Genomic DNA, 25,536 nt, shown 5'->3' with positions numbered 1-25,536 from the left:
AGGGCCCTCCCCCGGGACATTGCGCCCCCCTTCCACGCGGGCCACGTTGCCTTTCGGACGCGAGCAAAGGAGTCCGAGAGATGAAGGCATTCCTACTCAGGGGGCTGTGCGTGGCGGTGCTCGGGGGCACCGCGGCGCAGGCCCAGCAGACTGAAGAAGCATGGCCCGGCGCACGGGAGTCGGACACCACGGAGACGGTGCGGTTCGACACCCGCGAGGACCGGGCCGACACCGGCATCTACGCCCTGGTGGGCGGCGGCGCGGAGGGCTACGTGGGCCAGCTCGCCCCGGCCGTCAACCCGGGCCTGTCCTACGGGGCGACGCTGGGCTACCGGCCCATGCCCTTCCTGGGCTTCGAGGTGGGCTACAGCGGGGGCCTGACGGACGTGGACGCGGGCGACGGCGGCATCTCCGACGGGCCGGACATCGTCCGCAACGGCGGCAAGGCGCTCATCGTGGGCAACCTGACGGACACGAAGCTGCAGCCCTATGTGCTGACGGGCGTCGGCATCGACACCTTCAACGTGCGCGACGACACACGGGGCCGGCTGCTCGGCTTCGAGGACGACACCAGCAGCTTCGTGCCGGCCGGCATCGGCCTGCGCTACCAGCTGGGCAACCTCATCACCGCCGATGCGCGGGTGAACTACGACTTCCTGCTCGGCCAGGACTTCGCGCCCACCACCCTGGACCCGGGCGGCGGAGACGGCCGGTACCAGGCGACGCTGTCGCTGGGCGGGACATACTGACGACTCGCGCCCACCGCGGGCGTCCGGAAGGCGCATGCTCCGGGCGCCCGCGCCCGTTCGGGCTCAAGCGGGGCGGTCTATCTGCAGGCGGGCGGCGGCCCACGTGCCCTGGAGCCACCTGGGCAGCTGGCCTTCAATCTTCCGGGCCTCGGCCTCCACAATCTGCGTGTGCAGCGCGGCGAACACGCCATGGAGGACCAGGCGCACGTTCTCCGGTTCGGCGTTCAGGTGGTTGGCCACCCGGAGGTAGAAGTCGTCGCGGTCCATCTTCGCCGCCTCCTCGCTGCGGTGGCGGGGACAGGTGCTCATCAGCTCGCGCAAGTCCACCGGGAGCTGCTCGCTGACCTGGCGCACCAGGCCGCCCGGCAGCACCTCCGACAGTGCGCAGAACACCGCCTCCGCGGCCCGCTCCGCCTCGTAGTCCGGAATCTGGGCCGACACTTTGTCCAGGAAGGACTTCTTGTCCGTCCCGACTCCGAGCCCCGACCACGACTGCGTCTCATCCTGCTTCTGCATCGACATGCCGACCTCCTCGTCTCGCACCCTCTCCGTGCACCGTGGGGGCGCGCCCGGCGGCTCGCAGCAGGCGGAGGAGCAGCGTCCCGGACGCATGCCTCGTGGCGCGCGCCGCGTCCCGGCTGCGCGCCTCCCGGAAATGGGATGCACGCGTCCGCTCGTGGGACGAGCGGAGGACCCTGCGCAGCGCGGCATGTCTGTCTTTGATTGAGCCGATGACACAGGCTCATCCCGCTACACACCGCGTCTCTGCGAGGGTGGACAAGGCGTCCGGAACCGCCGGGTTTTCCAGGAGAATTCCCGAAACCCCGGTGCGGAAGGCGCATGTGAAATGGGTGGAATGAATTCCCGACGCAATTGTATGAGGCGCGCGCCGTAGGTCGCCTGCACGGCGGCCGAGCCGCCTTCCCATCACTCAAGAAGTGAGGATTTCATGTATCGCATTGCCGTTGCCGCCCTCGTCGTTGCCGCCACTGGTTGCGCCACCACGGGCGGGGGTGGAAGCCGCGAGGGCAACGCCACCGTCGCCGGCATCATCCGGCTGCCGCAGAGCGGCCTGCAGCAGGCCAGTGACGCCTGCGACCAGCTCCAGGTGACGGTGTCGCCGGCGAGCGCGCCCTCGGACGCGCTGGGCCGGGGGATGCTGAAGGCCAGCCGTGGCGGCCGCTGCTCGTTCAACGTGTCGGGGCTGCCCAGCAACACGGAGCTGCAGGTCGGCCTGACGGCGGGCGCGGGCCTGAAGTGCGACAACGGCGCGGCGCCCACCATCACCCCGGAGCCGAAGACGGTGAAGCTGGGTGACTATGCCACCGTCAACCACGACTTCACGCTGAGCTGCGGGGCCTGAGTCGGGCCCGGAGTGCGTCCCGGGGCGGGTCCCGGGACGTGGGGATTGCTTCGCGAGGGTGGGGACGCGAAGCTCCCGGCTCCAGTCCCGGGGCGGCGCGCGAGGTATCGGCCGGAGGCGCCGCCCGGGGACGTGAAGAAGGAAGAAGACCCGGTGATGACCCCGTATCGCTTGCGCGCCGCCGCGCTCGTCCTGGCCCTGGGCGGGCTGGGGCTGGCGTGTGAATCCGAGGAGGCGTTCCCCAACATCGACGAGCTGGACGAGCTCCGCAGCCTGCACACCCTGTCCCGGCAGCCGTCGAAGGACGGCACCAACCGGGTGGACGGGCTCGCCGCGGCGGAGGCGCTGGGGGCGAGGCTCTTCAACGACGGGACGCTGTCGCGCTGCGGGACGGTGTCCTGCGCGAGCTGCCACGGCGGCGAGGGGCTCACCGTGGACACGGCGAAGGCGGAGGGCTGTGGCGGGAGGCAGACGGCCCGCAACCCGCCCACGCTGCTGAACGTGGCGCACAGCCGCTGGTTCATGTGGGATGGGCGGGCGGACCGGCTCTGGTCCCAGGCGGTGCTGCCGCTGACGCACCCGGATGAGATGGACTCGGACGCCCAGCTCGTCGGCGCGCAGCTGGCGTCGGCGCGGTACCGGAACGAGTACCACGCGCTCTTCGGGAAGTGGCCGGAGGAGGAGGCGGGCCCGGCGCTGCTGGCCAACGTGGGCAAGGCGCTGGCGGCGCACCAGCGGACGCTGGTGCGGGTGGATGCGCCCTTCGACGCGGACGTGAAGCGCTTCATCGCTGCGGCGGAGGCGGGCACGGCGGAGAAGGACCCGGCGTACCTGGGGCTGAAGACCTTCGTGCGCAAGGGCCAGTGCATCGTCTGCCACAAGAGCCCGACGCTGAGCGACGACCTGTTCCACAACATCGGCGTGGAGGACACCGGGGACGGCTCGGGCGGGCAGTGGGCGATTCTGGACTCGCTGCTGTCGTGGGAGTTCAACGCCGCGAGCCCCCTGAGCGACGCGCCAGCGGGCACGGAGGCCATCCGGCTGCAGACGCTCCGGACGCAGGCGAAGCAGGCGGAGCTGGAGGGCGCGTTCCGCACGCCGTCGCTGCGCAACGTGGCACTGACGGCGCCGTACATGCACACCGGGGGGCAGGCCACGCTGGAGGAAGTCGTGGACTTCTACAACGACGGGGGCGGCACGGCGGGCACCTTCGTGGGCCGCAAGACGGACACCATCGTCGCGCTCGACTTGTCGGACGCGGAGAAGCGGGCGCTGGTGGACCTGCTGAAGTCCATGACGGGGACGCCGCGCTGACGAGCGCGCATCCCCGTCGCGGCACACGCTTCAGCGCACCAGGTGGAAGGCCGTCTGGCGCTTCCAGGCCCAGTGCACCTTGCCCTGGGCGTCGATGGTGACGTCCTCCTCCTGCGCCGAGCGGACCCGCTGCCCGTTCCACTCGGGCACGGGGCTCGTGGCCTGGAGCTCGATGGAGTACCACTGGTTCGCGATGACCTTGTGGTCGCCGTTGCCGGGCACGCCCTCCTGCCGGTCCCACAGGCCCACGAAGGGCCCCGCGCCGTGGCCGTGCAGGCCGACGGGGTGCGAGTAGATGGTGCCGTCGATGCCCTCGGCGCGCATCCGCTCGAGAGACTTGCGGAGGATGTCGTTGCCCGTGCGGCCGGGGCGCAGCTCCTCGAAGACGATGTCCTGCAGGCGGTTGGACGTCTTGAGCGCGGCCTTGAGGCCCTCGGGCACGTCCTGCTCGCCCTCGCGCAGCACGTAGCCCATGTGCTGGGTGTCGGTGTTCAGCCGGAGCGCGGTGATGCCATAGTCGCAGTGCAGCACGTCCCCGCGCTGGATGATGGGGTCCTCGCCGAGCTGCTCCTCGGTGGCGCCCTGGCGCTGCACGCTGACGGAGGGCTGGAACCAGGTGTCCAGGCCCAGGTCGGCCAGGCGCTGGCGCATCCACCACTGCACGTCGCGGGTGCGCGTCACGCCGGGGGTGATGACCTGGTTGGAGAAGGCCGTCTCGATGATGTTCCACGCGAGCTTCGTCAGGTCCTCGAAGAAGCGGACCTCGTCGGCGGAGCGCCAGGCGATGAAGTCCACGGGCAGGCCCTCGGCGGGCTTGAAGCGCTTGACCCACTCGGGCCCCAGGGCCTCGGTCATGCCCAGGTACTCGCCGTGGGTGAGGCCGTCCGCGAAGGCGAAGGTGCGCGACACGTTGATGCCGATGACCTTGGGCTGTCGCTCCTCCAGCACCTGCTTGAGCACGAGCCACTGGTCGGGCCCCCACAGCTCGGCCTCGCGGCTGACGCCGCCGCCGTCCACCTGACGCTGGGCACGGCGCGGAACGAAGATTCCACCCTGCGGGCCGCCGCCCAGGGCCAGCCGCTCCACGCCCTTCTCCGGGCCCCGGTCATGAAGGACGTAGATGGTGCGGCGGCGGGCGGCGAAGGTGGTGGGCGCGACGAACGCCTTGAAGACGGGGTCCTCGTTGTACTCGCGCATGGGCACCACCCACATCTCGATGCCGTACTGGCGCATCAGCTGGGGCAGGGCCTTGTCCATACGCTCGCGCAGCCACGCCTGCTGCCGCTCGGCCTGCTCTCGCAGGGTGCCGAAGGGGCGCTCCGGCGCGGGGGCCGTGGAGGCGGGCGTTGCCGCCGTCGCGCTGGAGGAAGGCGCGGCGGGCGTGGTGGCACAGGCAGTGGAGAGGAGCAGCGGTGCGAGCAGGAGGGTGCGGGTACGCATGGACGCGCAGTCTGTCACGCACGGGGCCGGTGCGCCGCTGCGACGTTGAAAGGCAGATTTCAGGGAATCGAAGGAGGCTTGGCTCTTGGGCTGACCTTGCGCATGTCCCGGAACCCGTCCCCCACGATGCGCATCGCGTTCCTCAACGCATCAACGGGGCCCACTCCGACCACGGAGTAGAAGTCGGGCCGCTGGGGGTGCTCGATTCGCAGCGGGCAGTACCAGTCCTCATTCGGGTCTCCCGGAATGGGGATGGGACGACCGACGGTGATGCGGACGAGGCGCTGGCCCCCCTCATCCGTTTCGTAGGACCAGTAATCGTCGGCAATGGGGTCATCGATGGAGGTGAGCTGCGGCAGCCAGTCGGACATGACGTTCCTCTCAGCCCTCTCGCTCGGGACACGCGTTCGACGCGTCCATACAGAAGCTGATGCGGTAGCACATGTTCTTGCACATGACCTTCGTGCCCTCGACCGCTCCCCAGCACAGCTGTCGCTGCCACTTTTCAGCGAGCCCCCGGCAGAAGCTCTCGAGCACCGCGCCTCCGGAGTCGCAGGCTTTGAGGCAGGTATCCAGGTCGAAGGGGCCGGCTTCCGCTGGAGTGGTGGGAGGAGGCGGACATCCCTCCGGATTCAGTGCGCAGAAGCTTCCAGGCCCACGGGGATGATCTGCCCTCAGCACGGAGCGTGAGTCCGCACGCGGCGTTCCGCAGGAGAGCAGGCAGACCCCAGCACTGCTGAGTGCGACGAGCAACCCCGCTCGTCGAAGCCGTGGGCTCGTGCGCATCGCGCCTCCAAACCTGGGTGCTCCAACCCAGGGTAGGCCCCTCTTCGTGGCGCCCTCAAACGCGCTCTACGCCAGGGCGTCCGACAACGGACAGCGCTCCTACCAGCCGCTCACGGTGCCCCCGCGCACGCCTCGTTCCCTGCGCCGCACACGGAGCGCACCCGGGCCTCATCCGGAGGCCGGGAGCACTCGCTGGCGAGCGACACCTCCAGCTCCTCCATGCGGATGCGCATGCACTGCACACACCCCGACTTCGCGCCCGCGATACCCCGGTCCAGCTCCGGCTCCACCGCCGCCCACGCGGCGACGAGCTCCGCCACGCACAGCTCGTACGCCACCGTGCGCCCCTCGCACCGCTCCGCATGGGTGCACATCACCGCGGCCGTCCGCTCCGACCACTCGGCATAGCTGAGCTGTGGCTCCTCCGCGCCTCCACAGCCCGCGAGCAGCCCCACTGCCACCAGCATTCCCTTCCACTGTCCCATGCCCGCATCTCACCCGGGCGCGGCGGCGCAGTCATCCACGCCGCCGCGCCCGCCTGCTCACCGCGCACCTTCCGCGCGGCACTCGCCCGCCCCGCAGACGTCGTCACCGCACGGCCCGCAGTCGAGCGTCCCACCACAGCCATCCGGCACCGCGCCGCACAGGCCGTCTCGCGCCGCGCACACCGCCGGTACACAGCCGCCCGGCACATACCGCTCGCCGAGGGGCAGCATCCCCGCCGCCTCGTTTCCGCCGCCCATCACCAGCACCGTGCCCTCCGGCAGCACCACCGCGCCCAGCTTCCCGCGCGGCTCGCCCAGCGCGGGCGCGGAAGCCCACGTCCCCGTCGCGGGGTCGAAGCGCTCCACCGACGCGAGCGCCCCTGTCGTGTAGTGCTCGCCGCCCATCACCAGCACCGTGCCCTCCGGCGTCACCACCGCCGCGTGGTGCTCGCGAGCCACCGCGGGCGCCGCCACCAGCGTCCACTCACCCGTCCCCGGCGAGTACACCTCCGCCGTAGCCGCCGCGCGCGCCGTCGTGCCGCCCACCACCAGCACCCGCCCGTCCGGCAGCAGCGTCACCGTGTGCGCCAGCCGGTGCGTTCCCGCCGCGCCGCCCGGCAGGCCCGCCTTCTCCCAGCCGCCCGTCGCGGAGTCATACAGCTCCGCCTGCAGGCCGCTCACGAAGAGCGCCTTCCCGTTGGCCAGCACCACCGCCGTGCGAGCCCCCCCGCGAGCGAAGCCCGGTGCCTGCGCCGCGCTCCACGTGCCCGTCGCCGGGTCGAACAGCTCCGCGGACCGCAGCGGCCGCCGGTCCACGTCCGTGCCACCCGCCACCAGCACGCGCCCGTCCGGCAGCAGCACCGCCGCCGGGTCATTGCGCGCCTCGGCCATGCCCGCGACCACCGTCCACACGCCCCGGGCCGGGTCGTAGACCTCCGCGCTCGCGAGCGCGCCCATGGCCACGCCATGCGTGCCACCCACGGCCAGCACGCGCCCATCCGCCAGCGTCACCGCCGCGTGGTTGCGCCGGGGCGTGTGCAGCGAGCCCGCCGCGTGCCAGGCGCCCGTCGCCGGCTCGAACACCTCGCAGCTCGCGAGCGTGCGGTGGCCGTCATGGCCGCCCACGGCCAGCACGCGCCCGTCCGCCAGCGCGACGAAGGGCAGCAGCTTGCGCGGCGTCGACAGCGCCAGCGGCTGTCCCACCGTGTCCGCTCCGCCCTCTTCCGCACGGGGACCGGAGCTGCACGAGAACACCAGCACGAAGAGCGCTACCGTGACGCAGGATGTCGAGAACCGTCGCATGAGCCCACCTGGATGGCTGGTCGAAGAAGGCTCGTGTAGCCTGACGGTCTGACATTCCGGGGTTATCCCACCTGAGTGATATCCGACGCTTACCCCGCCCTACGGGTCAGAATTCCCGCAAACCCGGGTCGTGGCGGCAGCGGGGCGGCAGGGCTGCTTGCCGCCCCGCGTCAGTCAGTGGCGGGCGGGCTCGCGCTCCAGGTCGACGCCGGCATTCACGGGCTCGGAGTCCATGCCCCAGTGGTGGCGCGGCGGCAGGGCGCTGCCATCGTCGTCCTCCTCGAGGGTGAGCAGCGGGTGGTCCGCGTTGGCCAGGTAGACGTCCTGGTCGCGGATGAAGTCCACGTCGCTGAATTCGACCAGGTAGTCGCGGCGCGGAATGGGCACGAGGCCCTGCTCCAGCTCGAAGTGGATGTCGCCCACGGCGGCCACGCGTCCCACCACGCGCCCGTCCGCGGTCCGCACCGTCATCCCCTCGCGCACCTCCCCTGTCTGAACCATCTGGGCCTCCTCGTGCTGGTGGCGCCCGGACCATCCGGGCCCGCTCTGAATCAACAGTGCGGGCTCTGGGTGAGGACGGCAGCACGCGAGGAGTCGGCCGGAGGAGCGCTCGTCACCGAGCCCCGCTCCCGAAATCATCCCCGGGCGCGGGCCCGGGAGAAGGAGCCCACCACCGCCCCGTGGCTGTGCCGGAGAGGAGCGCTGCGAAGGGTGGCCCGGCGTGCCACACAACCCGGCGGGCGTGGAGGGCCCGTGGCTTCCAGGGTGCCTAACGTTCCGCACAGGGGAGGTGCTCCATGATGCTGGAACTGTCCACGGTGGAGGCGCGTGAGCTGAAGGAGGCACTGGATTCGGCGCTGCGCGTGCTCCTGGATGAGATTGCCCACGCCGACCAGCGGGCCTATCGCGACATGCTGCGCGAGCGGTACGACCGCATGGAGGCACTCAACCGGCGGCTGGAGATGACGCTCGAGGGCAGCCAGGTCTACGCCTGAGCCCGCTCCCAGGAAGCCAGCCCTCGCTCACACCGCCCGCGTCGTCTTCGCGTCGAACCGCCTGAGCCGGGCCGCGTCGTAGCGCAGCCACACGGGTGAGCCGGTGGGCGCGCGGAAGTCTCCGGCCGCGCGCGCCACCATGCGCTCGCCAGCCACCTCCACCGTCACCCAGCTCTCCGCGCCCATCAACTCCACCAAGTACACGCGGCCCTCCAGTGCTCCGGCGGGCGCCGCGCCCTGCCCCACCTCCAGGTGCTCGGGCCGCAGCCCCAGCACCACGGCTTCGTCCGGCAACCCCAGCGTCCCCGGCTTCACCAGGTTGATGCGCGGCGAGCCGAAGAAGCCCGCCACGAACAGGTTCGCTGGCGCGTCGTACAGCTCCCTCGGCGGAGCCACCTGCTGCACCTCGCCCTGGCTCATCACCACCACCCGGTCCGACAGCGTCATCGCCTCGGCCTGGTCGTGCGTGACGTAGATGAAGGTGGCCTTCAGCCGCTCGTGCAGCTTCTTGATTTCCCCGCGCATCTGCGTGCGCAGCGCCGCGTCCAGGTTCGACAGCGGCTCGTCGAAGAGGAACACCTTCGGCCGCCGCACCAGCGCCCGCCCGAGCGCCACCCGCTGCCGCTGCCCACCCGACAGCTCCTTCGGCCGCCGCGCCAGCAGCGCCTCCAGGCCCAGCACCGAGGCCACCTCGCGCACGCGCGCGTCGATGTCCGCCCGGCCCAGGCCCGCCACCTCCAGCGGGAAGGCCAGGTTCTTCGCCACGTCCATGTGCGGATAGAGCGCGTAGCTCTGGAACACCATGGCGATGTCGCGCTCGCGCGGAGACATCCCGTTCACCACCGCGCCGTCGATGCGCAGCGTGCCGCCGGACAGCTCCTCCAGCCCGGCGATGAGGTTGAGCGTCGTGGACTTGCCGCAGCCGGACGGGCCCACCAGGGACACGAACTCGCCGTCCGCGATGTCCAGCGTCACGCCCTTCACCGCGGCCACGCCGCCCCGGTACACCTTGCGCACGTCCTCCAATGACACGGTCGCCACGCTACCCGGCCTCCCAGGCACACCCTGCCCGCCACGTGTCACACCGCTCCCATGAATCCGCTTCCCGCATATCCCCGGAGCATCGCGCCCACCCCCGCACTCCCGGCAAGCACTCTGTCACGCAGCCGTACACCCGCGGACAGCTGCCCTCAGGGCGTGGGGAAGCGCGCCGCGAAGGACTCCAGCGGCAGCTTCAGCGCGTTCGTGACGTACGAGATGGCGTGGTAGTAGCCCGCCAGCACCAGCAACTCCAGGAGCTGGGCCGCGGTCCACTCCTTCGCCAGCTCCGCCCAGAGCGCTTCCGACACGGTGGCGCTCGTGTGCAGCTCGTCACACAGCCGCAGCAGCAGCCGCTCGCGCGGGCTGAAGGGCGTGGCCTCCGGGTCGTCCGTGCACAGCCCGCGAACCTCCTCGGCCGTCAGCCGCACCCGCTCGCCGAAGAAGGCCACGTGGACGCCCCACTCGTACTCGGAGCCGCACCGCCAGCACGTCCGGTCGATGACCAGCTCCCGCTCCCGCAGGCTCACGCTGCCCTTGTCCAGCAACCCGCCCGCCATCAGCCGGCTGAAGACGCGCTCGTTCACCGCCAGCGTCCGGAAGAGCACCAGCGGCGGAACACCCTCCGGCATGAGGCGGGCCAGCGCGGTTGCGACGGCTTCGGAATACGGGGGCTCGGCGGGAGGAATGCGCGCCTCGGTCATGTCTCGCCTCTCCTTCTCCAGGGCGCTACGCTATTCGTAGCACCCCGGCTTTAACGCTACGCTTTCCGTAGCGCAAGGGAGAGATTGTGGCACGCACTCCGAAGGCAGGCTCTTCCGTCCGAGGCTCCCGCACGGGCCGGCCCATCATGGCGCTGCTGGACCTGCTCGGCCGGCGCTGGCTGCTGCGCGTCATCTGGGAGCTGCGGAGTGGCCCCCTCACCTTCCGCGCCCTGCGGGAGGCGTGTGGGGACATGAGCCCCACCGTCCTCAACACGCGGCTCAAGGAGCTGCGCGACAGCGACCTCGTGACGCTCGACGCGGAGGAAGGCTACGCGCTGACGCCACTCGGAAGGGAGCTGATGGAGCACGTCCTCCCGCTCTTCGACTGGGCAGAGCGCTGGGCGCGGCGCGGCTGAGCCCCGACACCCCCCGAGGGCGGGGGCTCACCGAAGCAGGTCGCCAGAAGCTCCAAGGCCCCTCCCGAGGCACCTCGCTGCTGTCATCCACTCCGTGCCTGCTACGGCCTGGGCCGGGGCGGCTTCACCAGCGCACTGTTCGGAAATGTCGGGGGTTTTGTGGCCGCAAAAGTCCCGACATTTCCGAACAGTGACCTCCGGATGGCCCACCGGGGGCCCGACACCCGGGGCTCCACGGTCCGGAGTTGCTGGCCGCTTCCATGGACCGCCCCACAGCCCCATCGCCGTGGAAGCGCAAGACGACAGGGGACTTCACCGCGGTGCTTCTCGTCGAGAGTGCGGGTGTCCGCCATGCCATGCCATGCCCGGGGGGCCTTTCACCGGGCCCATGGCCTTGCGCGCCGAGGGCCGGCTCGACAGGGCCCCTCACTCCTCGGATGCGGGCCCCAGCCCCCAGTGCCGCATCAGTCGGTACATCTGCGTCCGGTGGAGCCCGAGCACCCGGGCCGCGGCGCTGACATTGCCGCCCTGCGACGCCAGCGCGGCCTCCACCGCCGCGCGGTCCAGCGTGGATGCGGCGCCCACCTCCGCGTCCTCCGGCACCGCAAGCGCCGGCATCGGCACCTTGCCAGGCAACGGCGTCACGTCCGCCGGCACTGCACCCGCGAGCGCCGGCATCGGCACCTGGCCGGGCAACGGCGTCACGTCCGCCGGCACTGCACCCGCGAGCGCCGGCATCGGCACCTTGCCGGGCAACGGCGCCACGTCCGCCGGCACTGCACCCGCGAGCGCCGGCATCGGCACCTTGCCGAGAAACGGCGTCACGTCCGAAGAGAACACCGGCAGGCCCGCCCCGGGAGCCAGGTGCTCGGCCCGCAGCGTGCGGACGCCAGAAGCCCGGGCCTCGCGGACGGCGCGCCGGGCCTCACCCAGCAGCTCTTGGGAATTGCCAGGCCAGGGCCGGGCCAGACAGGCCTCCACGAAGCTGGCATGCACCTCCGGAGCGCCCTCCCCGGCCTCCTCCAGCGCCCGCGCCAGCAGCCAGGGCACGGCCTCCGGCCGCTCGCGCAGGGGAGGCCGCCCCGCTTCGTCCTCGAAGCCCACCGTCACGCCCGCCCGCTCGAAGCGGCGCACGTCGTCGGTGAACAGGGCCACCGTGTTGCCCAGCCGCAGCGTCCGCGCCGCGGAGAACGTGCGCCGCCCCGTCACCGGGACGCCATCCACCCAAGTGCCATTGCGGCTGCCCTGGTCCGCCACGCTCCAGCCGCCCGCGTCGTGGCCGACCTCGGCATGCAGCCGGGAGACGCGCTCGTCCGGCAACGGCTGCCCGCCCACGTCCTCGCGCCCCAGCATCACCCGCCCGCCGTCCAGCGCCACCGGCCGCAGCAGCGGAGTCCCGCCGGAGAAGATGACGACCAGCCCCGGCCGGGGGCGCTCCCTGCGCACCGTGCCCACGGACTCCGGCCCTGTGCCTTCCTGCGTGTCAGCGCCGCCGCTCACGGGGACTCCTCTCGCTGGCTGTCCCTGCCGTCTTACACCAGCGAGCCCCCGGCCACGGCTCTCGGAGCCGCCCAGGCGCCACGCCGCGCCGCGCCATCCCCCGCGAGCCCGGTCCTCCGCGGGGCAGCCAGCCAGCCTCGAGCACCCGGGAGGGGGCTTGCCCGCCCGGGGGCGACCGCGAGGCCTTGCGTCCCGGGGGCATCGTCCCGACCTCAGTCAGGGAGGCCGACGCCGGAACGCGGGGCAGTGTGTCCGGCCTCCCGACGCCACACCCTCCCCGCCGCACACCGCTCTTCGCAGGAGGAGGACGACCATGGCAACCCTCGACAACACGGCCGTCGTCAGGGAGTTCTACCGGGCCTTCAACGCCAAGGACCTCGAGCTGCTGCGCTCGACGATGCACCCGGACGCCATCGTGCAGAGCATCCCGTTCGACGAGACGGAGAAGCTCATCGACCACTGCGAGAGCTGGGCCGCCGCCCTCCCCGATGGCCAGGTGGACGTCACCCACCTGCTCGGCCAGGGCGACTTCGTCATCGCCGAGTTCACGGGGCGGGGCACGCACACGGGCCCCTTCACGGGCCCGGGGGGCGTGACGATTCCCGCCTCCCACCGCCCCATCGAGCTGCGCTTCATCGAGGTCTTCGAGCTGCGCGACGGGAAGATTGCCGAGGTGCGCCAGTACTACGACGCGCTGAGCCTCATGACCCAGCTGGGCATCGGCGCCCGGCCCGGCCAGTCCGAGGCCCCCGCCCCCGAGGCCCGCCACTGACGGCCACACGCCCCGGGCAGGCAGCCGACCTGCCCCATGGAGCCCGGGGCACGTCTTCGGGCGCGCGGAGGGAGCCCTCGCGCACTATGGTGCCGGGGCGATGAGCGACACGAGCAGCGGGACGGCGCGCAAGCTGGCCATCGAGGTGAAGGACCTCCACAAGTCCTTCGGCGGGCAGGAGGCCCTGCGGGGCGTGGACCTCGTGGTGCCCGAGGGCACCACCTGCGTCCTGATGGGGGTGTCCGGCTCGGGCAAGTCGGTGCTGATGAAGCACATCATGGGCCTGATGAAGCCGGACCGCGGCGTGGTGCTCGTGGAGGGCCAGGAAGTCGCGAAGATGAACGAGGCCGAGCTGGACCAGATGCGCCGCAAGCAGGGCATCCTCTTCCAGGCCAACGCCCTCTTCGACTCGCTCAACGTCTTCGACAACGTGGCCTTCCCGCTGCGCGAGCGCACGAAGATGTCCGAGAAGGAAGTCACCGAGACGGTGAACCAGACGCTGGCCAAGGTGGGCCTGTCGCACGCCGCCACGCGCTTCCCGGGCGAGCTGTCCGGAGGCATGCAGAAGCGCGTGGGCTTCGCGCGCGCCACCATCCTCCAGCCGAAAATCCTCCTCTACGACGACCCCACGGCCGGCCTGGACCCGCTCACCACCGCCGCCGTCAACGAAATCATCGCCACCGGCAAGCAGCAGCTCGGCGCCACGTCGCTGGTGATTACGCCGGACGTGGCCTCCGCCTTCGGCATGGCCGACCACCTCGCCCTCATGTTCGAGGGCCGCGTCGTCGAGTACGGCCCGCCGGAGAAGTTCCGCGAGTCCCAGCACCCGGAGGTGAAGGCCTTCCTGCGCAACTGGCTGCGGCGGCGCTCGGAGAAGCGCGCCTGAAGCGGCGGGCCCCTGCACTCCAGGGCCCGCCTCCAGCGCTTCACCTCACGGCGTCACGGCAGCGCGCCGCCGCCAATCCACGTCGAGATGCTGCTCAGGTTCGCCCCCGACAGCGGCGGGGCGAATTGCGGCATCTGGGTGCCGGAGCCATTCGCCGGCGCCACCAGGTGCGTGTTGTTCAGCTTGTGCCACACGTAGCTGTTGTTCGCGCTGAACGGCTCGATGCGGTCCAGCGTGCTCTGCAGGGCATCGGCGTTCACCAGCAGCGCATACGAGCCGGCGCCCGACAGGTTGAGCCCCAGCGGGGCGCCACCGCCCACGTGGCAGGCGGTGCAGTGGGTGTTCCAGATGGGCTGGACGACCGTCGTGTAGTCCGTCGGGGGCGTGGTGCCACCGCTCACGTACGTCCCACACAGCTGACCGTTCCACCCATTGAGGGCGGTGCCATAGGTGTCGCCGAACAGCTGGAGCAGCCCTGGCTGGTGCGGCCCCACGCTGTCCCAGAACAGGTCATGCGTCTTCTTCGCGTGCGGCATGACGTGCTGCACGCACACGCGGGACTCGATGCTGCCCAGCCGGTTGATGAACTGGGTGGACGCGTTGAACGCCAGCAGCGGATCCAACTGGGAGATATGGCAGGTGCGGCAGCTGGGCCCCACCAGGTCCCGGTACGCCTGCGCCCGCAGGGGCTCGGCGGGCACGTTGGCCCAGTTGGGCACCACGTAGGCCTCGTTCTGCACCAGCGCGCCGCCCGCGTACCAGCCGTTGATGAGCTCCACGGCGGCCGGGCCCGGGTCGGTGGGCACCACGTAGTCGAGGTTCAGCGTCTTCATCTCGTCCTGCATGTCCGCCTTGGTGAAGCCCGCCACCGTGGAGAACTCGTACGCCTGCAGGTCGAACGGGAGGAACCTCGAGCCGAGCTTCACCGACTCCCGGCTCGGGAAGGACGGGAAGCCGGGCGCGGGGACGTCCCCGTCGGGGTACGCGCCGTTGTGACACACCATGCACAGCTGGGGGATGGGCCGCGTGCCCAGGTTGTCCAGGTTGGCCTTGCCCACGCGGTTGCCCGCCCCGTCGTACACGAAGAACTTCACCACCCGCTGCGAGTCGTCGAACTCGGTGGGGTTGCCGACCTCCGACTCGACGGGCGAGAACTCCATGGCCACCGTGGCCACCGGCGGGCCGGCCAGGCGCGCCTCCTCCACGTCCGACGAGTCGGCCGTGTCGATGGTGCCGTAGTTGGAGACGTAGCAGGCCACCTCGTCCTGGCCGAAGGCGTCCAGCCGCTTCTTGCAGTGCATGTCACGCCCGAAGCCCAGGTCCACGTGGTTGGCGTACACGGCGCGGACCTCGCCGGTGGGGAAGCCGTTGTAGGTCTTGAAGTCGGCGAAGGTGAGCCGCTTCGAGCGCGGGTCCGCCTGCGTGTAGTAGTCCGCGGACGCCTGCTCCAGGCTGTTCTTGAGCGCCAGCTGCGACGGGTCCGACACGTCCAGCTCGTCCAGGTCGATGGCCGCGAACGAGTCCAGGCCGTGCAGGAAGTCGATGGTGGGCGGAGGAATCACGCGGTCCTCGAACACCACCTCCGTGGAGCACGCCGCGTAGGGAAAGACGGGCGCATTGGGGGTGGTGGGGTTCTGCGCCCCGCCGGTGTTGACCACGAACGTGCCGATGGGGACGTTGCCCGTCTGGCGGATGGGCACCAGGACGATGTTGGTGTTGGTGGGCAGGTTGTAGAGGGAGTGCAGCTGCGCCGCCGCGTTGTCGATGATGACGTTGCGATAGACGGGCGCCGCGCCAGCCGGCATGGGGATGGCGATTTCCAGGTTGTACTGCGCGTCCGCCAGGCCGCTGCTGTCGATGCGCACGCACGCCTGGTTGGTCTTCAGCAGGTCCATGTTGAAGGTGGAGAAGTGCGGCGCCTGCGCCACGTACGCGGTGCGCGCGGCGTTGAGCGTGCCGGTCAGCTCCTCCCTCCAGATGCCCGCCGTCTCGTCGTAGTAGAGGAACGGAATCGTGGGCGGCAGCGCCGCGCCGGTGGCCAGCTGCGTGGCATCCACCGGCACCGTCACCGTGGCGGTGACCCCGGGCTTGAGGTTGTACTTCGTGTTGCCGCTATAGATTTCCACCGAGCCGGCGCCGTAGCTCTGCGCCACCAGCGTCTGCCCGTTGAGCGCTCGGGTGGTGAAGTCACCCGGCATCTGCCCGGACTTCAGGTCGATGGTGGTGAGCGCAATCTCCACGTTGCCGGTGGGCGCGCGGCCCAGCGAGTCCACCAGGCCGTTGGCGGGAATCTGCACGCGGATGCCCGGGCCACAAGAGGGCCGGGGGGAGTCCCGGTTGGGCAACGGCAGGGACACCTGCTCGCGGGGCGCGGGGATGACGTTGCCCTTGCCGTCCTGCCACTGCGGGGTATGCGCGGAGGCGTACTTGCCCCTCCAGTCGAGCTGCTCGCTCAGCCGGCCCGGACACTCCAGGGTGCTGCGCTGGTTGGTGAGGTCGATGGCCAGGGTGGGGTTCACCACCGCCACGGTGGCGCGCTGCATCTTCCACGTGCCGCCGGTGATGCCGCGGTCGTAGTTCTGGAACACCGAACCGTAGCCCGTCTTGCGCAGGTTGAAGACGTAGCGGTCCGCGTCGCGCGCGAAGACCCGGAAGAAGCCCGAGGCGTTCGTGGTGGTGGTGGTGGTGCCGGCGCTGGTGATGATTTCCACCTTCACGGCGGACAGCGCGACGCCCGTCAGGTCCGTGACGAAGCCGGAGAAGGGCACGAAGGCGCCGTCGGTGCGCTGTGACACCGACTGCTCGGCGTAGCCGCCATGCGTGTCGTACACGAGCACGCGCGCGGTGAAGAGGCCGCGCGTGGCGGGCAGCGTCCACTGCACCTGCGCGCCCGACGTGGCGCTGAGCGTGCCGGCGCCCGCGTCCAGGCTCCACAGGTACTGGAGGGCATGGCTGTCCCTGTCCCGCGCGCTCGCCGTGAGCGTCACCACGGCGCCGGGCGCCACGGACTTCGTCCAGCGGCCCGTCGCGTCGGTGACGACCAGGGGCTTCACCTGCGGCGGGGTGTTGCCGAAGCGCAGGTCCACCTGGTGCCAGGGCAGGCCGGCCAGGTTGGCCTCGGGGCGGATGGGCTGGGCGACGGTGGCCGCCTCGAACCGGGCCCGCAGCGTGACGGACGCCTGCTCCGGCACCTGCGGCAGCAGGTACTCGCCGAAGTTGTTGACCAGGGCCTGGGCCAGGATGCTGCCCGCGCTGTTCTGCAGCTCCACGCGAGCGAAGGCGTTGACGCTGTCGAGGGGTGACAGCTTGCGAGGCTTGGAGCCGTCCGCCAGCGACACCTTGCCCCAGACGACGGCGGTGGGGGTGGTGGCGGCGACGGGGATGAGCACCGTGCCCACGTTCTTCAGCCGGGAGAGCACGGAGAAGGCGTTCTGCGTGTCACAGCCGGAGACGAAGCCCGCGGCGTCCCAGCACACCACGTAGCGGCCGTCTCCGGGCGTGGCCACGGTGAAGCGGCCGCTCAGGTCCGTCTCCCGGGGATGGCTGACGGCGCCGGTGGAGAGGTTGCGGAGGTAGACCTTCACGCCTGGAAGGAACACGTCGTGGCGGGGCACGCGGTCACCGTCGCCGACACGGGCCGCGATGTAGCCGCGGACCAACGGGGGCGGCGGTGTGGCCGCCTGGGACTGCTGTGCCGGCGCCTCGGACCTCTGACTCGGGTCAGCGTGCTGCTCGCCGCTACAGCCGCCGAGCCACATGGTGAGCAGCAGGGCTGCTCCCATCACGCGTGTCTTGCTGGGTCTCACGGGTTCCGCCTTCCGCTGATGAGCTGAGAGGCGGGCGCTCCAGGTCCATCCCATGCCGCGCGCTCCCCCCAGTGACTGGGGCACGAGGGCGCACATGTGAATCAACGGAGCAGTGTCCCCCTGCCTTCCCGCAACCATGCAACGGATTGCAGCCAATAGTAAACACTACCCGGCAAATACATATTATCGTGACAGTCTGGATATTACCGACATGCAACTGCGTTTCATCTGGTCGCAGGAATGATGGCGTGCGGGTGGAACCTGGGGCGGTGTGCCCTATGCTCGGAGGTATGACCTCCGACGAGAGCCCCCCACGCGGACGGCGTGGGCGTCCTCCCCGCCTCTCACGCGAGCTCGTGGTGGCGACCGCCGTCGACCTCATCCGCGAGCAGGGGCTGCGGCAGCTCTCCATGCGGCCGCTGGCCGAGCGGCTCGGGGCCACGCCCATGGCCGTGTACAAGCATGTCGACAACCGGGACACGCTCGCGCTCCTGGCCGTCGAGGCGATTCTGCAAACCCTCACGCTGCCCGAGGAGCGCCTGGAGCCGGTGGCCTGGCTCCGGCAGCTCGCGGGGCGCCTGCGCGCCCTCGGCCTGGCGCACCGGGGCGTCATGGAGTTCCTGCTGGACGAGGGCCCCGTCGCCCACACCTCACTCGTCATCCTCGACAGGACGGTGCGCAAGCTGCACGACGCGGGCCTCCCCTGGAAGGAGGCGGGAGCGCTGCACAACACCTTCTTCTCCTGGCTGGCCGGAGCGGTCCGCCGGCAGGAGCCCTGGGAGCTGAGCGCCTCGGGGACGCCCCCTCCGTTCCAGCGGTTCTTCGACGCGGCGGCGGCGCTGCCCGCCTCGGACTACCCGGGCATCGCCCACAGCCTGCCGCACATGCGGGCCACGGAGGTCGAACGCGAGTTCGAGGCCAGCCTCGACTTCATGCTCGAGGGAATCCAGCGGCGCATCGACGCGCGGCGCGGCCCGGCCCGGAAGCGCCCACGCTCCCGCCAGGGCTGAGCGCCAGCGCGCTCACGCCTCCTTCGCGCCGACACCGCTTCCGGTGTCCCAGTGCCTGTCGAGCTCCCCTCGCTCGGCGAGGAGCGCGGCCGCGCCTCCGACGCGGGCGAGCACCGCGTCGCGTGCTCGGAGGACCCGGCGGCGGACGGACGCCACGTCGACGTCGACCAGGGCACCCCCGAGCTTCACCCACCTGCCACGGACCATCACCGACTCGACGTTGCCCGCATGGGCCTGGAGCACCACCGCATCCCGGGCGCGGTTGAGCGGCGTCAGGTTCAGCGCGTCGGCGGAGAGGACGATGAGGTCCGCGTCCTTGCCGGGACGCAGCGAGCCGGTGACGCGCCCCAGCCCCAGCGCCTCCGCCGCGTCGAGCGTCACCATCTGGAGGACGCGCGCGGCCTTGAGCTCCAGGGCCCGGGGCAGGCCCACCCGCTCGTTCGTCCTCCCGCGCTCCACCTGGAGGGCCAGCCGCATCGCGGTGAACAGCTCGCCTCCGTTGCTGGAGACGACGTCGCAGCCGAGCGTCGTCCGGACGCCGTGGCGCAGCGCCCGCCCGGTGATGGGGAAGCCCATGCCCATCTGCAGCTCGGTCTCCGGCGTCACGGAGAGGGAGCCGCCACTCCCGGCGATGCGCGCCAGGTCCTCGTCGGAGCTCCACGTGCAGTGGACGAAGAGCAGGTCCGGGCCGAGCAGCCCCTCGTCCGCCAGTCGCTGGACCTCGCTGGGCCCCGACACCGGCCACGCGGAGCAGTGGGCGGTGATGGGGACGCCGAGCTCGCGCGCCGAGCGGAGCTCCTCCCGGCTCTGCTCCCAGGGGACCTGCATCTCCGTCAGGGCGACGCCCAGCCGCACCAGGCCGTCGTCCGAGGCCAGGCGCGTCCGCCTGAGGCGGCGGGCCTCCTCGAGCCGGCTCGAAGGCGTCGGCAGCGCGGGGCTCTCCTGGGCGCCCGCCGCATAGCCGTAGGCGAAGAGCGCGCGGATGCGGGCGGCCTCCAGCGCGGAGAGCGCGGCATCGGCGTGCTCGGGAGACTGCATGCAGTGGGAGTAGTCGACGAGCGTGGTGATGCCCGCGTCCAGGGCCTCCAGCGCTCCGGCCAGGTTGGCGGCATGGACGTCCTCGGGCTGGAAGGCGGGGGCGAGCTTCACGCGCACCGCGGCCAGGTAGTCCATCACCGTCCAGTCCGCGCCCAGCGCGCGCAGCGGCGTCTGCCACGTGTGCCGGTGCGTGTCGATGAGGCCCGGCATGACCAGCTTCCCGCGCAGGTCCAGCACCCGGCAGTCCTCGACGCGCAGCTCCGGCCCGAGCGCGACGATGCGCCCGTCCTCCACCAGCACGTCACCGCGCGGCAGGTCCTCCTGCTCCGGGTCACAGGTGATGACCTCCGCTCCACGAAGCAGCCATCGGTCGCCCATCCGGTGTTCCTCCTGTCATGCCTGTTTAATATACACCGTATACCAAACAGGTCGGAAGGCACACCGGGGGCTCCGGGATGTCTCTTGCATGAGCGTTGGACAATGCGGCCCGGCGCCGGGACGAGGTCCGGCAGCCGCGATGCGCTCGGAGACTTCATTCCAGCGCGAGGCGGGGGTCCGGCGCCTCGCGGAGGTGGAGAACCCGGCGCTCCGCCCTACGCGCGGGCGAGCCGGGTGTAGCGGCGCTTGCGCCACACGAAGGGGGGAATCTGGATGCGCTGGTCGACGTCGCCATTCCACTCGGTGCGCACGCCATGCCGCGCGAGCGTCTCGCAGACCTCGCGGGCGATGGCGAGGCTGGCGGCCACATGCTTCGCGTCGTCGTCCTCGTAGGCACCAAAGGCCAGCATCAGCCCCTCGCCCCGGACACCGCGCTCCAGGTCCTGGCCATGGTAGAAGACCGCGCCGCGCGGCTGGGGGCTCCGGCGCGAGGCGAGCTCGTTCACGTCGTACCAGCCATCGGACATCGTGTAGCCCGCCCCCTGCAGCGTGACGATGCCCTTCGCATCCAGCTCCGCGAAGGCGCTGTCGATGGCGTCATTCAGGCTCGGCTCGCTCCAGGCTGCCTCGCGCTCGCGCTGCTCGCGGAACAGCCGTCGGGCGTATTCCGCCAGCTCCTCCACCAGCGCCTCGTCGGAGTCCTCGAGCATCATCTCGACGCGCGCCTCCAGGCCCTCCAGGATGGAGTCCTCGTCCTCGCAGCCTCCCCGCACCGCCTCCCTCACCTGGGTGAACAGGTGCTCGCGGTCCTCGTCCCTCTCGCTCATGCGTGGGCAGTCTACAACCGGCGGTTCCGGCGGACACGCCTCGCGTCCGGCCCTGTCCCGTGCTCTGGCACCTGACTTCCCACGCGAGCAGCCCCAGGCGCGACGACACGGCCTCGAGCCCGGCGCGGACGCGCTGGCTTCGACCGACCCGAAGCTCGACCTGACGCAGAGTCCTCAAGGGAAGCGGAGCTGGTGGTGCGCGCCGCCGCAGGACTGGTGCGTGACACCGTCCCCCTCGTGAGCGAGGAGGAGCAGCGGGCCGCGGCCACCGGGTGGCAGGCGGTCCTCGAGGCAGGGGACTCGGTGCCGTACTTCGCGAGGGTGGCGCTCACCTGGGCGAAGGCGCACCCCGAGGACCCGCGCGCTCCGGTAGCGCTGTTCCGCGCGGTGCGCGCCAGCAGGCGCGGCTGCGAGCAGGACACGCCGGAAGCAAAGGAGTCCTTCCGCTACCTGCACAAGCACTACGGCAAGACGCAGTGGGCGAAGAAGGCGCCGCGCGCGTGCTGACTCCAGAGTTGGGAGGGCCGCGCACCGCCTCGACGCGCGGCGGCACGCCCCTCCGGTCGCCGGCATCTGGAAGGAACGTTCATTCCACTGCGCCGGGGCTCCGGCCCCCTCGCACCAGGGGAACTCACCAGTCGAGCGCCTCGGGCGCGGCTGCGAAGGCCAGCGTCAGCTCCGGCAGGGCAGCATGCTGGCGCTTCATCTCGATCCAGACAAACGGGTGCTGCCGCCCCCGCACATCATCCGCCAGCCGGTTGAGGTGCGCTTGGGGCATTCCTCGCCCCTTGTCGTGGATGTAGCTCTTCAGGTGGGCAAGGTAGTCCCGATAGGCCGAGCGCCGTGCCAGGGGCAGCATGTCCCGGCTGTTCAGGTGGAGCTCGCGAATCGTGTATTCGGCACGAGCCTGCTCCACGCTTCCCAGCTTCGGTCGTGGGATGAACCAGAAGGTATCCAGCAGATCCAGCGACAGATATTCGGCCGGGTCTTCGATGCGAGGGTCGATGAAGACGTCCCCGCCGACAATGGGAGGGACGACCGGAGCCTTTCGCGCCCGAGCCACGCTCGTCAGGACTCCCGTGCCGGCCGCGAAGACGGCGAAGCGGTCATTCTTGTGCCCGTTACAGGAGCCGCACGCGTAGAGGTAGTTCATCCAGGCGAAGACGAGCTCGGGATAGAGTGTCTTGGGGCGGATGTGCTCGACCTCGTCGGCGAGGGAGTCTTCGCAGTAGGCGCAGCGGCGCGCGCCGGAGTTCATCTTCGACAATGTCTCCTTGACGCTGTCGAAGGTCCTGTTGCCCTTCCTGTTCACCGCCGCGAACCGCTCCTTCGCGTGAGCCACGCGTGTTGCGTAGTCCGGCAACGAGTCCACCTCCTGCTGGTACTCCGAGAGGCTGGCGAGGGCGCCGCCGGGCAAAGGGATATTGGGGAGACGAATCACTTCCGCGGAACCTCCGCGCTGGGGGACGGAAGCGCACTGGCCGCGGTCGGGAGCCGCGCACGCAGCCCTTGCTGCTCCGAGCGCTCTCCTTCGGTCAGCCCCTCCGCGAGTTCCTTCTGGTTGAGGATGGCGAGCCGTTCGAGCTGCACCAGTGCCTCGGGAGAGCGCGTGGGCACGTCTCCAAAGGCCCCCGTGCCGTAGGCATCCAGGACATTGCCGTACAGCAGGCGGTCACGAGCGACGCCGGTGACCATGCCGCCGCGCTCCTGACTCCCAGGGCGAGGAAGCCGGAAGATGCTCCCCACCGTCGCGGCCTGACAGATGAGCGGGCTGTGAGTAGTCACGATGAACTGGATGTTCGGGAAGTGCTTGCGGAACCAGTGGCCGACACGCCGCTGCCAGGTGGGGTGCAGGTGGACGTCGATCTCATCGATGAGTACGACGCCTGGGACCCGCACCGTTGTCGGCGCCCCAGGGGAAAAGACCTTCGCCACTCCGTACGTTTTCACGAGCTGACGGATTAGCTCGAAGGTCATGCTCAGGATGGAGCGATAGCCGTCACTCAGGTTCTCGACGGGTACGTCGCAGCCGTTGCCGTCAACAAAGCGCACCCCGTTCGACGAGATGGACTCCAGCCGGGCGTCATGAGGAAGGAAGTCCGGCTGGTTGATGAACTGCTTGAGCAAATCGAGCAGGACTCCTTCGTCACCGCCACCTTCCAGCCTTTTGAACTGGAGCAGCCTGAGCCACTCAAGGGATTCCGTCAGCGCGACGGACTCTCCGAAGACGGACAAGTGCCGCGCAAGCCTCGGATTGGAAATGAAAAGCTTCTCCTGATCCTTGTTACCTCCAGTGAATCGTCGAAAGGGGCCGTAGGAGGCACAGAACCATCCGTAACCATCTCCCCAGACATTGTTATCAGGTGCAGGGAGCTGAATTGCCCGCCAGAGCTCTGCCTGCTCAGGATTGCTGCTGACACGCGCCAAGGTCAGCTCGGCCAGTAGATGGCCCGCCATGGGACTCAATCCTTCCCCAGCGAAGAAATCCCAACTCTTATCCCAATCCATGGTGAGTTGGATCGAACCGAACTGCGCTTTCCAGCGCAGCCACTCGTTCCAATCTTGGCGGAGGGCAATCGCCTCTTGCGGCCCTACCAAGGCAAGGGCGATTGCCCGAAGAACCGAGCTCTTGCCAGCGCCGTTGTCTCCGATGATGACGTGCCAGCCCGCCAGTGTGGCCGCAGAGGACGGCAGCTCCCACTCGAGCGCATCAATCGAACGGATGTTCGTGAGGACGGCCTTCTTCAAGTACATGGCCGACAGCACGCCTGAAACAGCGGGGAGGGCCAACCGCTTCGTCAGCCCGGTGTCTACCGCTACAGGTACACGGCGCTCGGGACGCCGAAGTATTCGATGACGCGGTCACGCCGCATCCCGATGCGCTCCGCCACGCGGAGGGAGGGCACGTTCTCCAGGAAGATGATGGCCACCACCGGGACCTCCGGAATGTGCTTCCGCCCCAGCGCCAGCGCCATGCGAGCCATCTCCGTCGCATAGCCCGAACCCCATGTCCGGGTCAGGAACCGGTAGGCCAGGTTGAGCACCTGCTGCCCCTCCAGCTCCTTGTGGCGCAAGCCACCGAAGCCCACCACCGTTCCCGGCGCGTCGAGCTGCTCCACCACCCAGTACCCCACCCCCTTCTGCGCCCAGTCCGCCTGCCACAGCGTCAGCCGCTCGCGCGCGGCGTCCACGGAGCGCAGAGGCCCCGAGGGAGTGAACCGGCTCAACTCCGGGGTGGCATGGAGCTCGAATATCGCGTCCAGGTCGCGCTCCTGGACACGGCGGAGCAGCAACCGCTCGGTCGTCACCCGCTCGAAGGCGTCACTCATGGCCCCGCAGCTTGCGCCCGATGCGCCCCGCGCGCCACGGGTAGACTCGCGGGATGCGCTGGCTCCTCCTGGTTGCATTGTCCCTCGCCTGCTCCGGTGTCCGTCCGGCGCCCAACGCCGACGCGGGGCGACTCGACTGCCAGGGCACGGGCGAGCCGGCGGTGGTCTTCATCCCGGGGGCTTCCCGGGGAGCCTCGGACTGGGACGAGGTGCGACGGGCCGTGCAGGCCCCCGTGAAGACCTGTGCATGGGACCCGCCGCACACGGGGCCTCGCAGCGCCGGCAGCGACGCGCGGCGCCTGCTCGATGCGCTGGAAGGACAGGCGCAACGCTGGGTGCTCGTGGGCCACTCCTACGGCGGGCTCGTGGTGCGCATGGCGGCGGCGTCCGCCCCCGACCGGCTGGCCGGAGCTCTCTTCGTCGACTCCGTCCATGAAGACCTGTTCGACCCGGCGCAGGCCGTCCCGGTGACGAAGCAGCAGCCCATCGACTGGATACCGAGCTTCCGCGAGGCCACACGCGTGAGCTACCCGCGCGGCGTGCCGGTGCTGGCGCTCGTCGCGGACCATCGGGGCACCGAGGGCTGGGAGCGGGACCTGGCGTCACAGCGCAAGCTCGTCGCCGCAGGAAACCCAGGCGAGGTCGTGGTCGTCGAGCGGACCGGCCACCACATCCCCAGGGACCGCCCGGATGCCATCGCCGAGACGGTGCGGCGGCTGCTCGCGCTGCCCACCGTCCACTGAGGACTCACCCGACCACGTAGATACCGCTCGGGACGCCTTCGTAGTCGATGACCCGGTCCAGCTTCATCCCGAGCCGCTCCGCCACCCGGCGGGAGGGCTCGTTCTCCAGGTTGATGAGCGCCACCACCGGGACATCCGGAAGGTGCTCCCGGGCCAGCGCCAGGGCCACGCGGGAGACCTCCGTCGCGTACCCCGAGCCCCACGCATGGGGCATGAACCGGTAGTAGAGGTTCAGCACCTGCTGTCCTTCGAGTTCCCTGTGGCGCACGCCGCCGAAGCCCACGACGGCGCCGGGTGCGTCCTGCCGCTCCACGGTCCAGTAGCCCACGCCGTGGTGTGTCCAGTCGCCCACCCACAGCGCCAGCCGCTCGCGAGCGGCGTCCCGGGAGCCCAAGGTCCCGGAAGGAGTGAACCGATTCGTCTCCGGGTCCCCATGGAGCGTGAACACCGCATCCAGGTCACCCTCGTCGATGCGACGGAGCAACAGCCGCTCGGTCGTCACCCGCTCAAAGGCCTCAATCATGCCGGGCAGCTTGCGCCGGAACCGCCAGCCACGCCACGGCTTCATCAGGGCTCCACGCGCCCCCATTTGACCGTCCACCCCTGCGCGCCCTTCTCGAGGGTGAGGTGCGCGGCCCCTCTCAGCACCGGCCTG

Annotated in this window: 26 protein-coding genes; 10 read left to right on the top strand and 16 right to left on the bottom strand. The window is 70.5% G+C overall.

Annotated elements, in window-relative coordinates; translation table 11 throughout:
- Positions 1-80: 80 nt before the first annotated feature.
- Positions 81-749 (top strand): hypothetical protein, encoded by a 669-nt coding sequence (locus tag LXT23_RS37685; RefSeq protein ID WP_253985262.1) that lies wholly within the window; start codon positions 81-83, stop codon positions 747-749.
- 63 nt (positions 750-812) lie between these two features.
- On the opposite strand, the gene LXT23_RS37680 is transcribed toward LXT23_RS37685, so the two are convergent.
- On the bottom strand, positions 813-1,271 hold the full coding sequence (locus tag LXT23_RS37680) for a DUF2267 domain-containing protein (protein WP_253985261.1): 459 nt from the start codon (positions 1,269-1,271) through the stop codon (positions 813-815).
- 427 nt (positions 1,272-1,698) lie between these two features.
- Here LXT23_RS37680 and LXT23_RS37675 point away from each other — a divergent pair, with 427 nt between their 5' ends.
- Together LXT23_RS37675 and LXT23_RS37670 are read left to right on the top strand one after the other, a co-directional pair.
- Complete coding sequence (locus LXT23_RS37675; protein WP_253985260.1) at positions 1,699-2,112, top strand: hypothetical protein; 414 nt, start codon at positions 1,699-1,701, stop codon at positions 2,110-2,112.
- A 156-nt stretch (positions 2,113-2,268) separates the two neighbouring features.
- Complete coding sequence (locus LXT23_RS37670; RefSeq protein WP_253985357.1) at positions 2,269-3,426, top strand: cytochrome-c peroxidase; 1,158 nt, start codon at positions 2,269-2,271, stop codon at positions 3,424-3,426.
- Positions 3,427-3,456: 30 nt separating this feature from the next.
- Here the strand turns inward: LXT23_RS37670 and LXT23_RS37665 are convergent, their stop codons facing one another.
- The 5 genes from LXT23_RS37665 to LXT23_RS37640 all read right to left on the bottom strand — a co-directional run bounded on the left by LXT23_RS37665 (position 3,457) and on the right by LXT23_RS37640 (position 7,940).
- Entirely contained in the window at positions 3,457-4,866 is a 1,410-nt protein-coding gene (locus LXT23_RS37665; RefSeq protein ID WP_253985259.1) for a M24 family metallopeptidase, read from the bottom strand.
- A gap of 59 nt (positions 4,867-4,925) precedes the next feature.
- Entirely contained in the window at positions 4,926-5,237 is a 312-nt protein-coding gene (locus LXT23_RS37660) for a DUF6968 family protein (protein ID WP_253985258.1), read from the bottom strand.
- Positions 5,238-5,762: 525 nt separating this feature from the next.
- Positions 5,763-6,137, bottom strand: a complete 375-nt coding sequence (locus tag LXT23_RS37655) for a hypothetical protein (protein ID WP_253985257.1) — start codon at positions 6,135-6,137, stop codon at positions 5,763-5,765.
- 57 nt (positions 6,138-6,194) lie between these two features.
- Positions 6,195-7,439 carry a Kelch repeat-containing protein gene (locus LXT23_RS49865; RefSeq protein WP_256561546.1) on the bottom strand — a complete coding sequence of 415 codons (1,245 nt, stop codon included), beginning with the start codon at positions 7,437-7,439 and terminating at the stop codon, positions 6,195-6,197.
- 174 nt (positions 7,440-7,613) lie between these two features.
- Positions 7,614-7,940, bottom strand: a complete 327-nt coding sequence (locus tag LXT23_RS37640) for a DUF2171 domain-containing protein (RefSeq protein ID WP_253985256.1) — start codon at positions 7,938-7,940, stop codon at positions 7,614-7,616.
- Between the two features lie 296 nt (positions 7,941-8,236).
- On the opposite strand from LXT23_RS37640, the gene LXT23_RS37635 reads away from it, so the two are divergent.
- Entirely contained in the window at positions 8,237-8,434 is a 198-nt protein-coding gene (locus LXT23_RS37635; protein ID WP_253985255.1) for a hypothetical protein, read from the top strand.
- Between the two features lie 27 nt (positions 8,435-8,461).
- Here LXT23_RS37635 and LXT23_RS37630 read toward each other — a convergent pair whose 3' ends face one another.
- Positions 8,462-9,475 carry an ABC transporter ATP-binding protein gene (locus LXT23_RS37630; RefSeq protein WP_253985254.1) on the bottom strand — a complete coding sequence of 338 codons (1,014 nt, stop codon included), beginning with the start codon at positions 9,473-9,475 and terminating at the stop codon, positions 8,462-8,464.
- A gap of 149 nt (positions 9,476-9,624) precedes the next feature.
- Complete coding sequence (locus LXT23_RS37625; protein WP_253985253.1) at positions 9,625-10,176, bottom strand: carboxymuconolactone decarboxylase family protein; 552 nt, start codon at positions 10,174-10,176, stop codon at positions 9,625-9,627.
- Between the two features lie 86 nt (positions 10,177-10,262).
- Here LXT23_RS37625 and LXT23_RS37620 point away from each other — a divergent pair, with 86 nt between their 5' ends.
- Positions 10,263-10,592 (top strand): winged helix-turn-helix transcriptional regulator, encoded by a 330-nt coding sequence (locus LXT23_RS37620; RefSeq protein WP_253985252.1) that lies wholly within the window; start codon positions 10,263-10,265, stop codon positions 10,590-10,592.
- Between the two features lie 426 nt (positions 10,593-11,018).
- On the opposite strand, the gene LXT23_RS50230 is transcribed toward LXT23_RS37620, so the two are convergent.
- Entirely contained in the window at positions 11,019-12,092 is a 1,074-nt protein-coding gene (locus tag LXT23_RS50230; protein WP_323379125.1) for a helix-turn-helix domain-containing protein, read from the bottom strand.
- 313 nt (positions 12,093-12,405) lie between these two features.
- On the opposite strand from LXT23_RS50230, the gene LXT23_RS37605 reads away from it, so the two are divergent.
- Together LXT23_RS37605 and LXT23_RS37600 are read left to right on the top strand one after the other, a co-directional pair.
- Positions 12,406-12,864, top strand: a complete 459-nt coding sequence (locus LXT23_RS37605) for an ester cyclase (RefSeq protein WP_253985251.1) — start codon at positions 12,406-12,408, stop codon at positions 12,862-12,864.
- Positions 12,865-12,964: 100 nt separating this feature from the next.
- On the top strand, positions 12,965-13,750 hold the full coding sequence (locus LXT23_RS37600; protein ID WP_253985250.1) for an ABC transporter ATP-binding protein: 786 nt from the start codon (positions 12,965-12,967) through the stop codon (positions 13,748-13,750).
- A 53-nt stretch (positions 13,751-13,803) separates the two neighbouring features.
- Here LXT23_RS37600 and LXT23_RS37595 read toward each other — a convergent pair whose 3' ends face one another.
- On the bottom strand, positions 13,804-17,532 hold the full coding sequence (locus LXT23_RS37595; protein ID WP_253985249.1) for a hypothetical protein: 3,729 nt from the start codon (positions 17,530-17,532) through the stop codon (positions 13,804-13,806).
- Positions 17,533-17,915: 383 nt separating this feature from the next.
- Here LXT23_RS37595 and LXT23_RS37590 point away from each other — a divergent pair, with 383 nt between their 5' ends.
- The gene (locus LXT23_RS37590) at positions 17,916-18,566 is read left to right on the top strand and encodes a TetR/AcrR family transcriptional regulator (protein WP_253985248.1); all 651 of its coding nucleotides are present in this window, start codon (positions 17,916-17,918) and stop codon (positions 18,564-18,566) included.
- 12 nt (positions 18,567-18,578) lie between these two features.
- Here the strand turns inward: LXT23_RS37590 and LXT23_RS37585 are convergent, their stop codons facing one another.
- Both LXT23_RS37585 and LXT23_RS37580 read right to left on the bottom strand, forming a co-directional pair.
- Positions 18,579-19,982: an amidohydrolase family protein gene (locus tag LXT23_RS37585; protein WP_253985247.1), complete on the bottom strand. Its 1,404-nt coding sequence runs from the start codon at positions 19,980-19,982 to the stop codon at positions 18,579-18,581.
- 215 nt (positions 19,983-20,197) lie between these two features.
- Entirely contained in the window at positions 20,198-20,809 is a 612-nt protein-coding gene (locus LXT23_RS37580) for a DUF6891 domain-containing protein (RefSeq protein WP_253985246.1), read from the bottom strand.
- A gap of 195 nt (positions 20,810-21,004) precedes the next feature.
- Between LXT23_RS37580 and LXT23_RS37575 the strand changes: the two genes are divergently transcribed.
- Positions 21,005-21,316 carry a tetratricopeptide repeat protein gene (locus LXT23_RS37575; protein ID WP_253985245.1) on the top strand — a complete coding sequence of 104 codons (312 nt, stop codon included), beginning with the start codon at positions 21,005-21,007 and terminating at the stop codon, positions 21,314-21,316.
- Positions 21,317-21,440: 124 nt separating this feature from the next.
- On the opposite strand, the gene LXT23_RS37570 is transcribed toward LXT23_RS37575, so the two are convergent.
- The 3 genes from LXT23_RS37570 to LXT23_RS37560 all read right to left on the bottom strand — a co-directional run bounded on the left by LXT23_RS37570 (position 21,441) and on the right by LXT23_RS37560 (position 24,138).
- Positions 21,441-22,250 (bottom strand): HNH endonuclease family protein, encoded by an 810-nt coding sequence (locus LXT23_RS37570; RefSeq protein ID WP_253985244.1) that lies wholly within the window; start codon positions 22,248-22,250, stop codon positions 21,441-21,443.
- Positions 22,247-23,563 carry an AAA family ATPase gene (locus LXT23_RS37565; protein WP_253985243.1) on the bottom strand — a complete coding sequence of 439 codons (1,317 nt, stop codon included), beginning with the start codon at positions 23,561-23,563 and terminating at the stop codon, positions 22,247-22,249. The genes LXT23_RS37570 and LXT23_RS37565 overlap by 4 nt, the downstream gene beginning before the upstream one ends.
- A gap of 62 nt (positions 23,564-23,625) precedes the next feature.
- Positions 23,626-24,138: a GNAT family N-acetyltransferase gene (locus LXT23_RS37560; RefSeq protein ID WP_253985242.1), complete on the bottom strand. Its 513-nt coding sequence runs from the start codon at positions 24,136-24,138 to the stop codon at positions 23,626-23,628.
- Positions 24,139-24,191: 53 nt separating this feature from the next.
- Between LXT23_RS37560 and LXT23_RS37555 the strand changes: the two genes are divergently transcribed.
- Entirely contained in the window at positions 24,192-24,881 is a 690-nt protein-coding gene (locus LXT23_RS37555) for an alpha/beta fold hydrolase (RefSeq protein ID WP_253985241.1), read from the top strand.
- 4 nt (positions 24,882-24,885) lie between these two features.
- Here the strand turns inward: LXT23_RS37555 and LXT23_RS37550 are convergent, their stop codons facing one another.
- Positions 24,886-25,449, bottom strand: a complete 564-nt coding sequence (locus tag LXT23_RS37550) for a GNAT family N-acetyltransferase (RefSeq protein ID WP_253985240.1) — start codon at positions 25,447-25,449, stop codon at positions 24,886-24,888.
- Positions 25,450-25,536 lie beyond the last annotated feature (87 nt).

Source organism: Pyxidicoccus xibeiensis (genome assembly GCF_024198175.1).
In the GTDB taxonomy this organism is placed as follows: Bacteria; Myxococcota; Myxococcia; order Myxococcales; family Myxococcaceae; genus Myxococcus; species Myxococcus xibeiensis.
This window is presented reverse-complemented; position numbering and strand designations above follow the sequence as displayed.

Coding starts and splice junctions, on each gene's coding strand:
- LXT23_RS37685 (WP_253985262.1), top strand. CDS start 81: ATGAAGGCATTCCTACTCAGGGGGCTGTGCGTGGCGGTGCTCGGGGGC.
- LXT23_RS37680 (WP_253985261.1), bottom strand. CDS start 1,271: ATGTCGATGCAGAAGCAGGATGAGACGCAGTCGTGGTCGGGGCTCGGA.
- LXT23_RS37675 (WP_253985260.1), top strand. CDS start 1,699: ATGTATCGCATTGCCGTTGCCGCCCTCGTCGTTGCCGCCACTGGTTGC.
- LXT23_RS37670 (WP_253985357.1), top strand. CDS start 2,269: ATGACCCCGTATCGCTTGCGCGCCGCCGCGCTCGTCCTGGCCCTGGGC.
- LXT23_RS37665 (WP_253985259.1), bottom strand. CDS start 4,866: ATGCGTACCCGCACCCTCCTGCTCGCACCGCTGCTCCTCTCCACTGCC.
- LXT23_RS37660 (WP_253985258.1), bottom strand. CDS start 5,237: ATGTCCGACTGGCTGCCGCAGCTCACCTCCATCGATGACCCCATTGCC.
- LXT23_RS37655 (WP_253985257.1), bottom strand. CDS start 6,137: ATGGGACAGTGGAAGGGAATGCTGGTGGCAGTGGGGCTGCTCGCGGGC.
- LXT23_RS49865 (WP_256561546.1), bottom strand. CDS start 7,439: ATGCGACGGTTCTCGACATCCTGCGTCACGGTAGCGCTCTTCGTGCTG.
- LXT23_RS37640 (WP_253985256.1), bottom strand. CDS start 7,940: ATGGTTCAGACAGGGGAGGTGCGCGAGGGGATGACGGTGCGGACCGCG.
- LXT23_RS37635 (WP_253985255.1), top strand. CDS start 8,237: ATGATGCTGGAACTGTCCACGGTGGAGGCGCGTGAGCTGAAGGAGGCA.
- LXT23_RS37625 (WP_253985253.1), bottom strand. CDS start 10,176: ATGACCGAGGCGCGCATTCCTCCCGCCGAGCCCCCGTATTCCGAAGCC.
- LXT23_RS37605 (WP_253985251.1), top strand. CDS start 12,406: ATGGCAACCCTCGACAACACGGCCGTCGTCAGGGAGTTCTACCGGGCC.
- LXT23_RS37600 (WP_253985250.1), top strand. CDS start 12,965: ATGAGCGACACGAGCAGCGGGACGGCGCGCAAGCTGGCCATCGAGGTG.
- LXT23_RS37595 (WP_253985249.1), bottom strand. CDS start 17,532: ATGGGAGCAGCCCTGCTGCTCACCATGTGGCTCGGCGGCTGTAGCGGC.
- LXT23_RS37585 (WP_253985247.1), bottom strand. CDS start 19,982: ATGGGCGACCGATGGCTGCTTCGTGGAGCGGAGGTCATCACCTGTGAC.
- LXT23_RS37580 (WP_253985246.1), bottom strand. CDS start 20,809: ATGAGCGAGAGGGACGAGGACCGCGAGCACCTGTTCACCCAGGTGAGG.
- LXT23_RS37565 (WP_253985243.1), bottom strand. CDS start 23,563: ATGTACTTGAAGAAGGCCGTCCTCACGAACATCCGTTCGATTGATGCG.
- LXT23_RS37560 (WP_253985242.1), bottom strand. CDS start 24,138: ATGAGTGACGCCTTCGAGCGGGTGACGACCGAGCGGTTGCTGCTCCGC.
- LXT23_RS37555 (WP_253985241.1), top strand. CDS start 24,192: ATGCGCTGGCTCCTCCTGGTTGCATTGTCCCTCGCCTGCTCCGGTGTC.
- LXT23_RS37550 (WP_253985240.1), bottom strand. CDS start 25,449: ATGAAGCCGTGGCGTGGCTGGCGGTTCCGGCGCAAGCTGCCCGGCATG.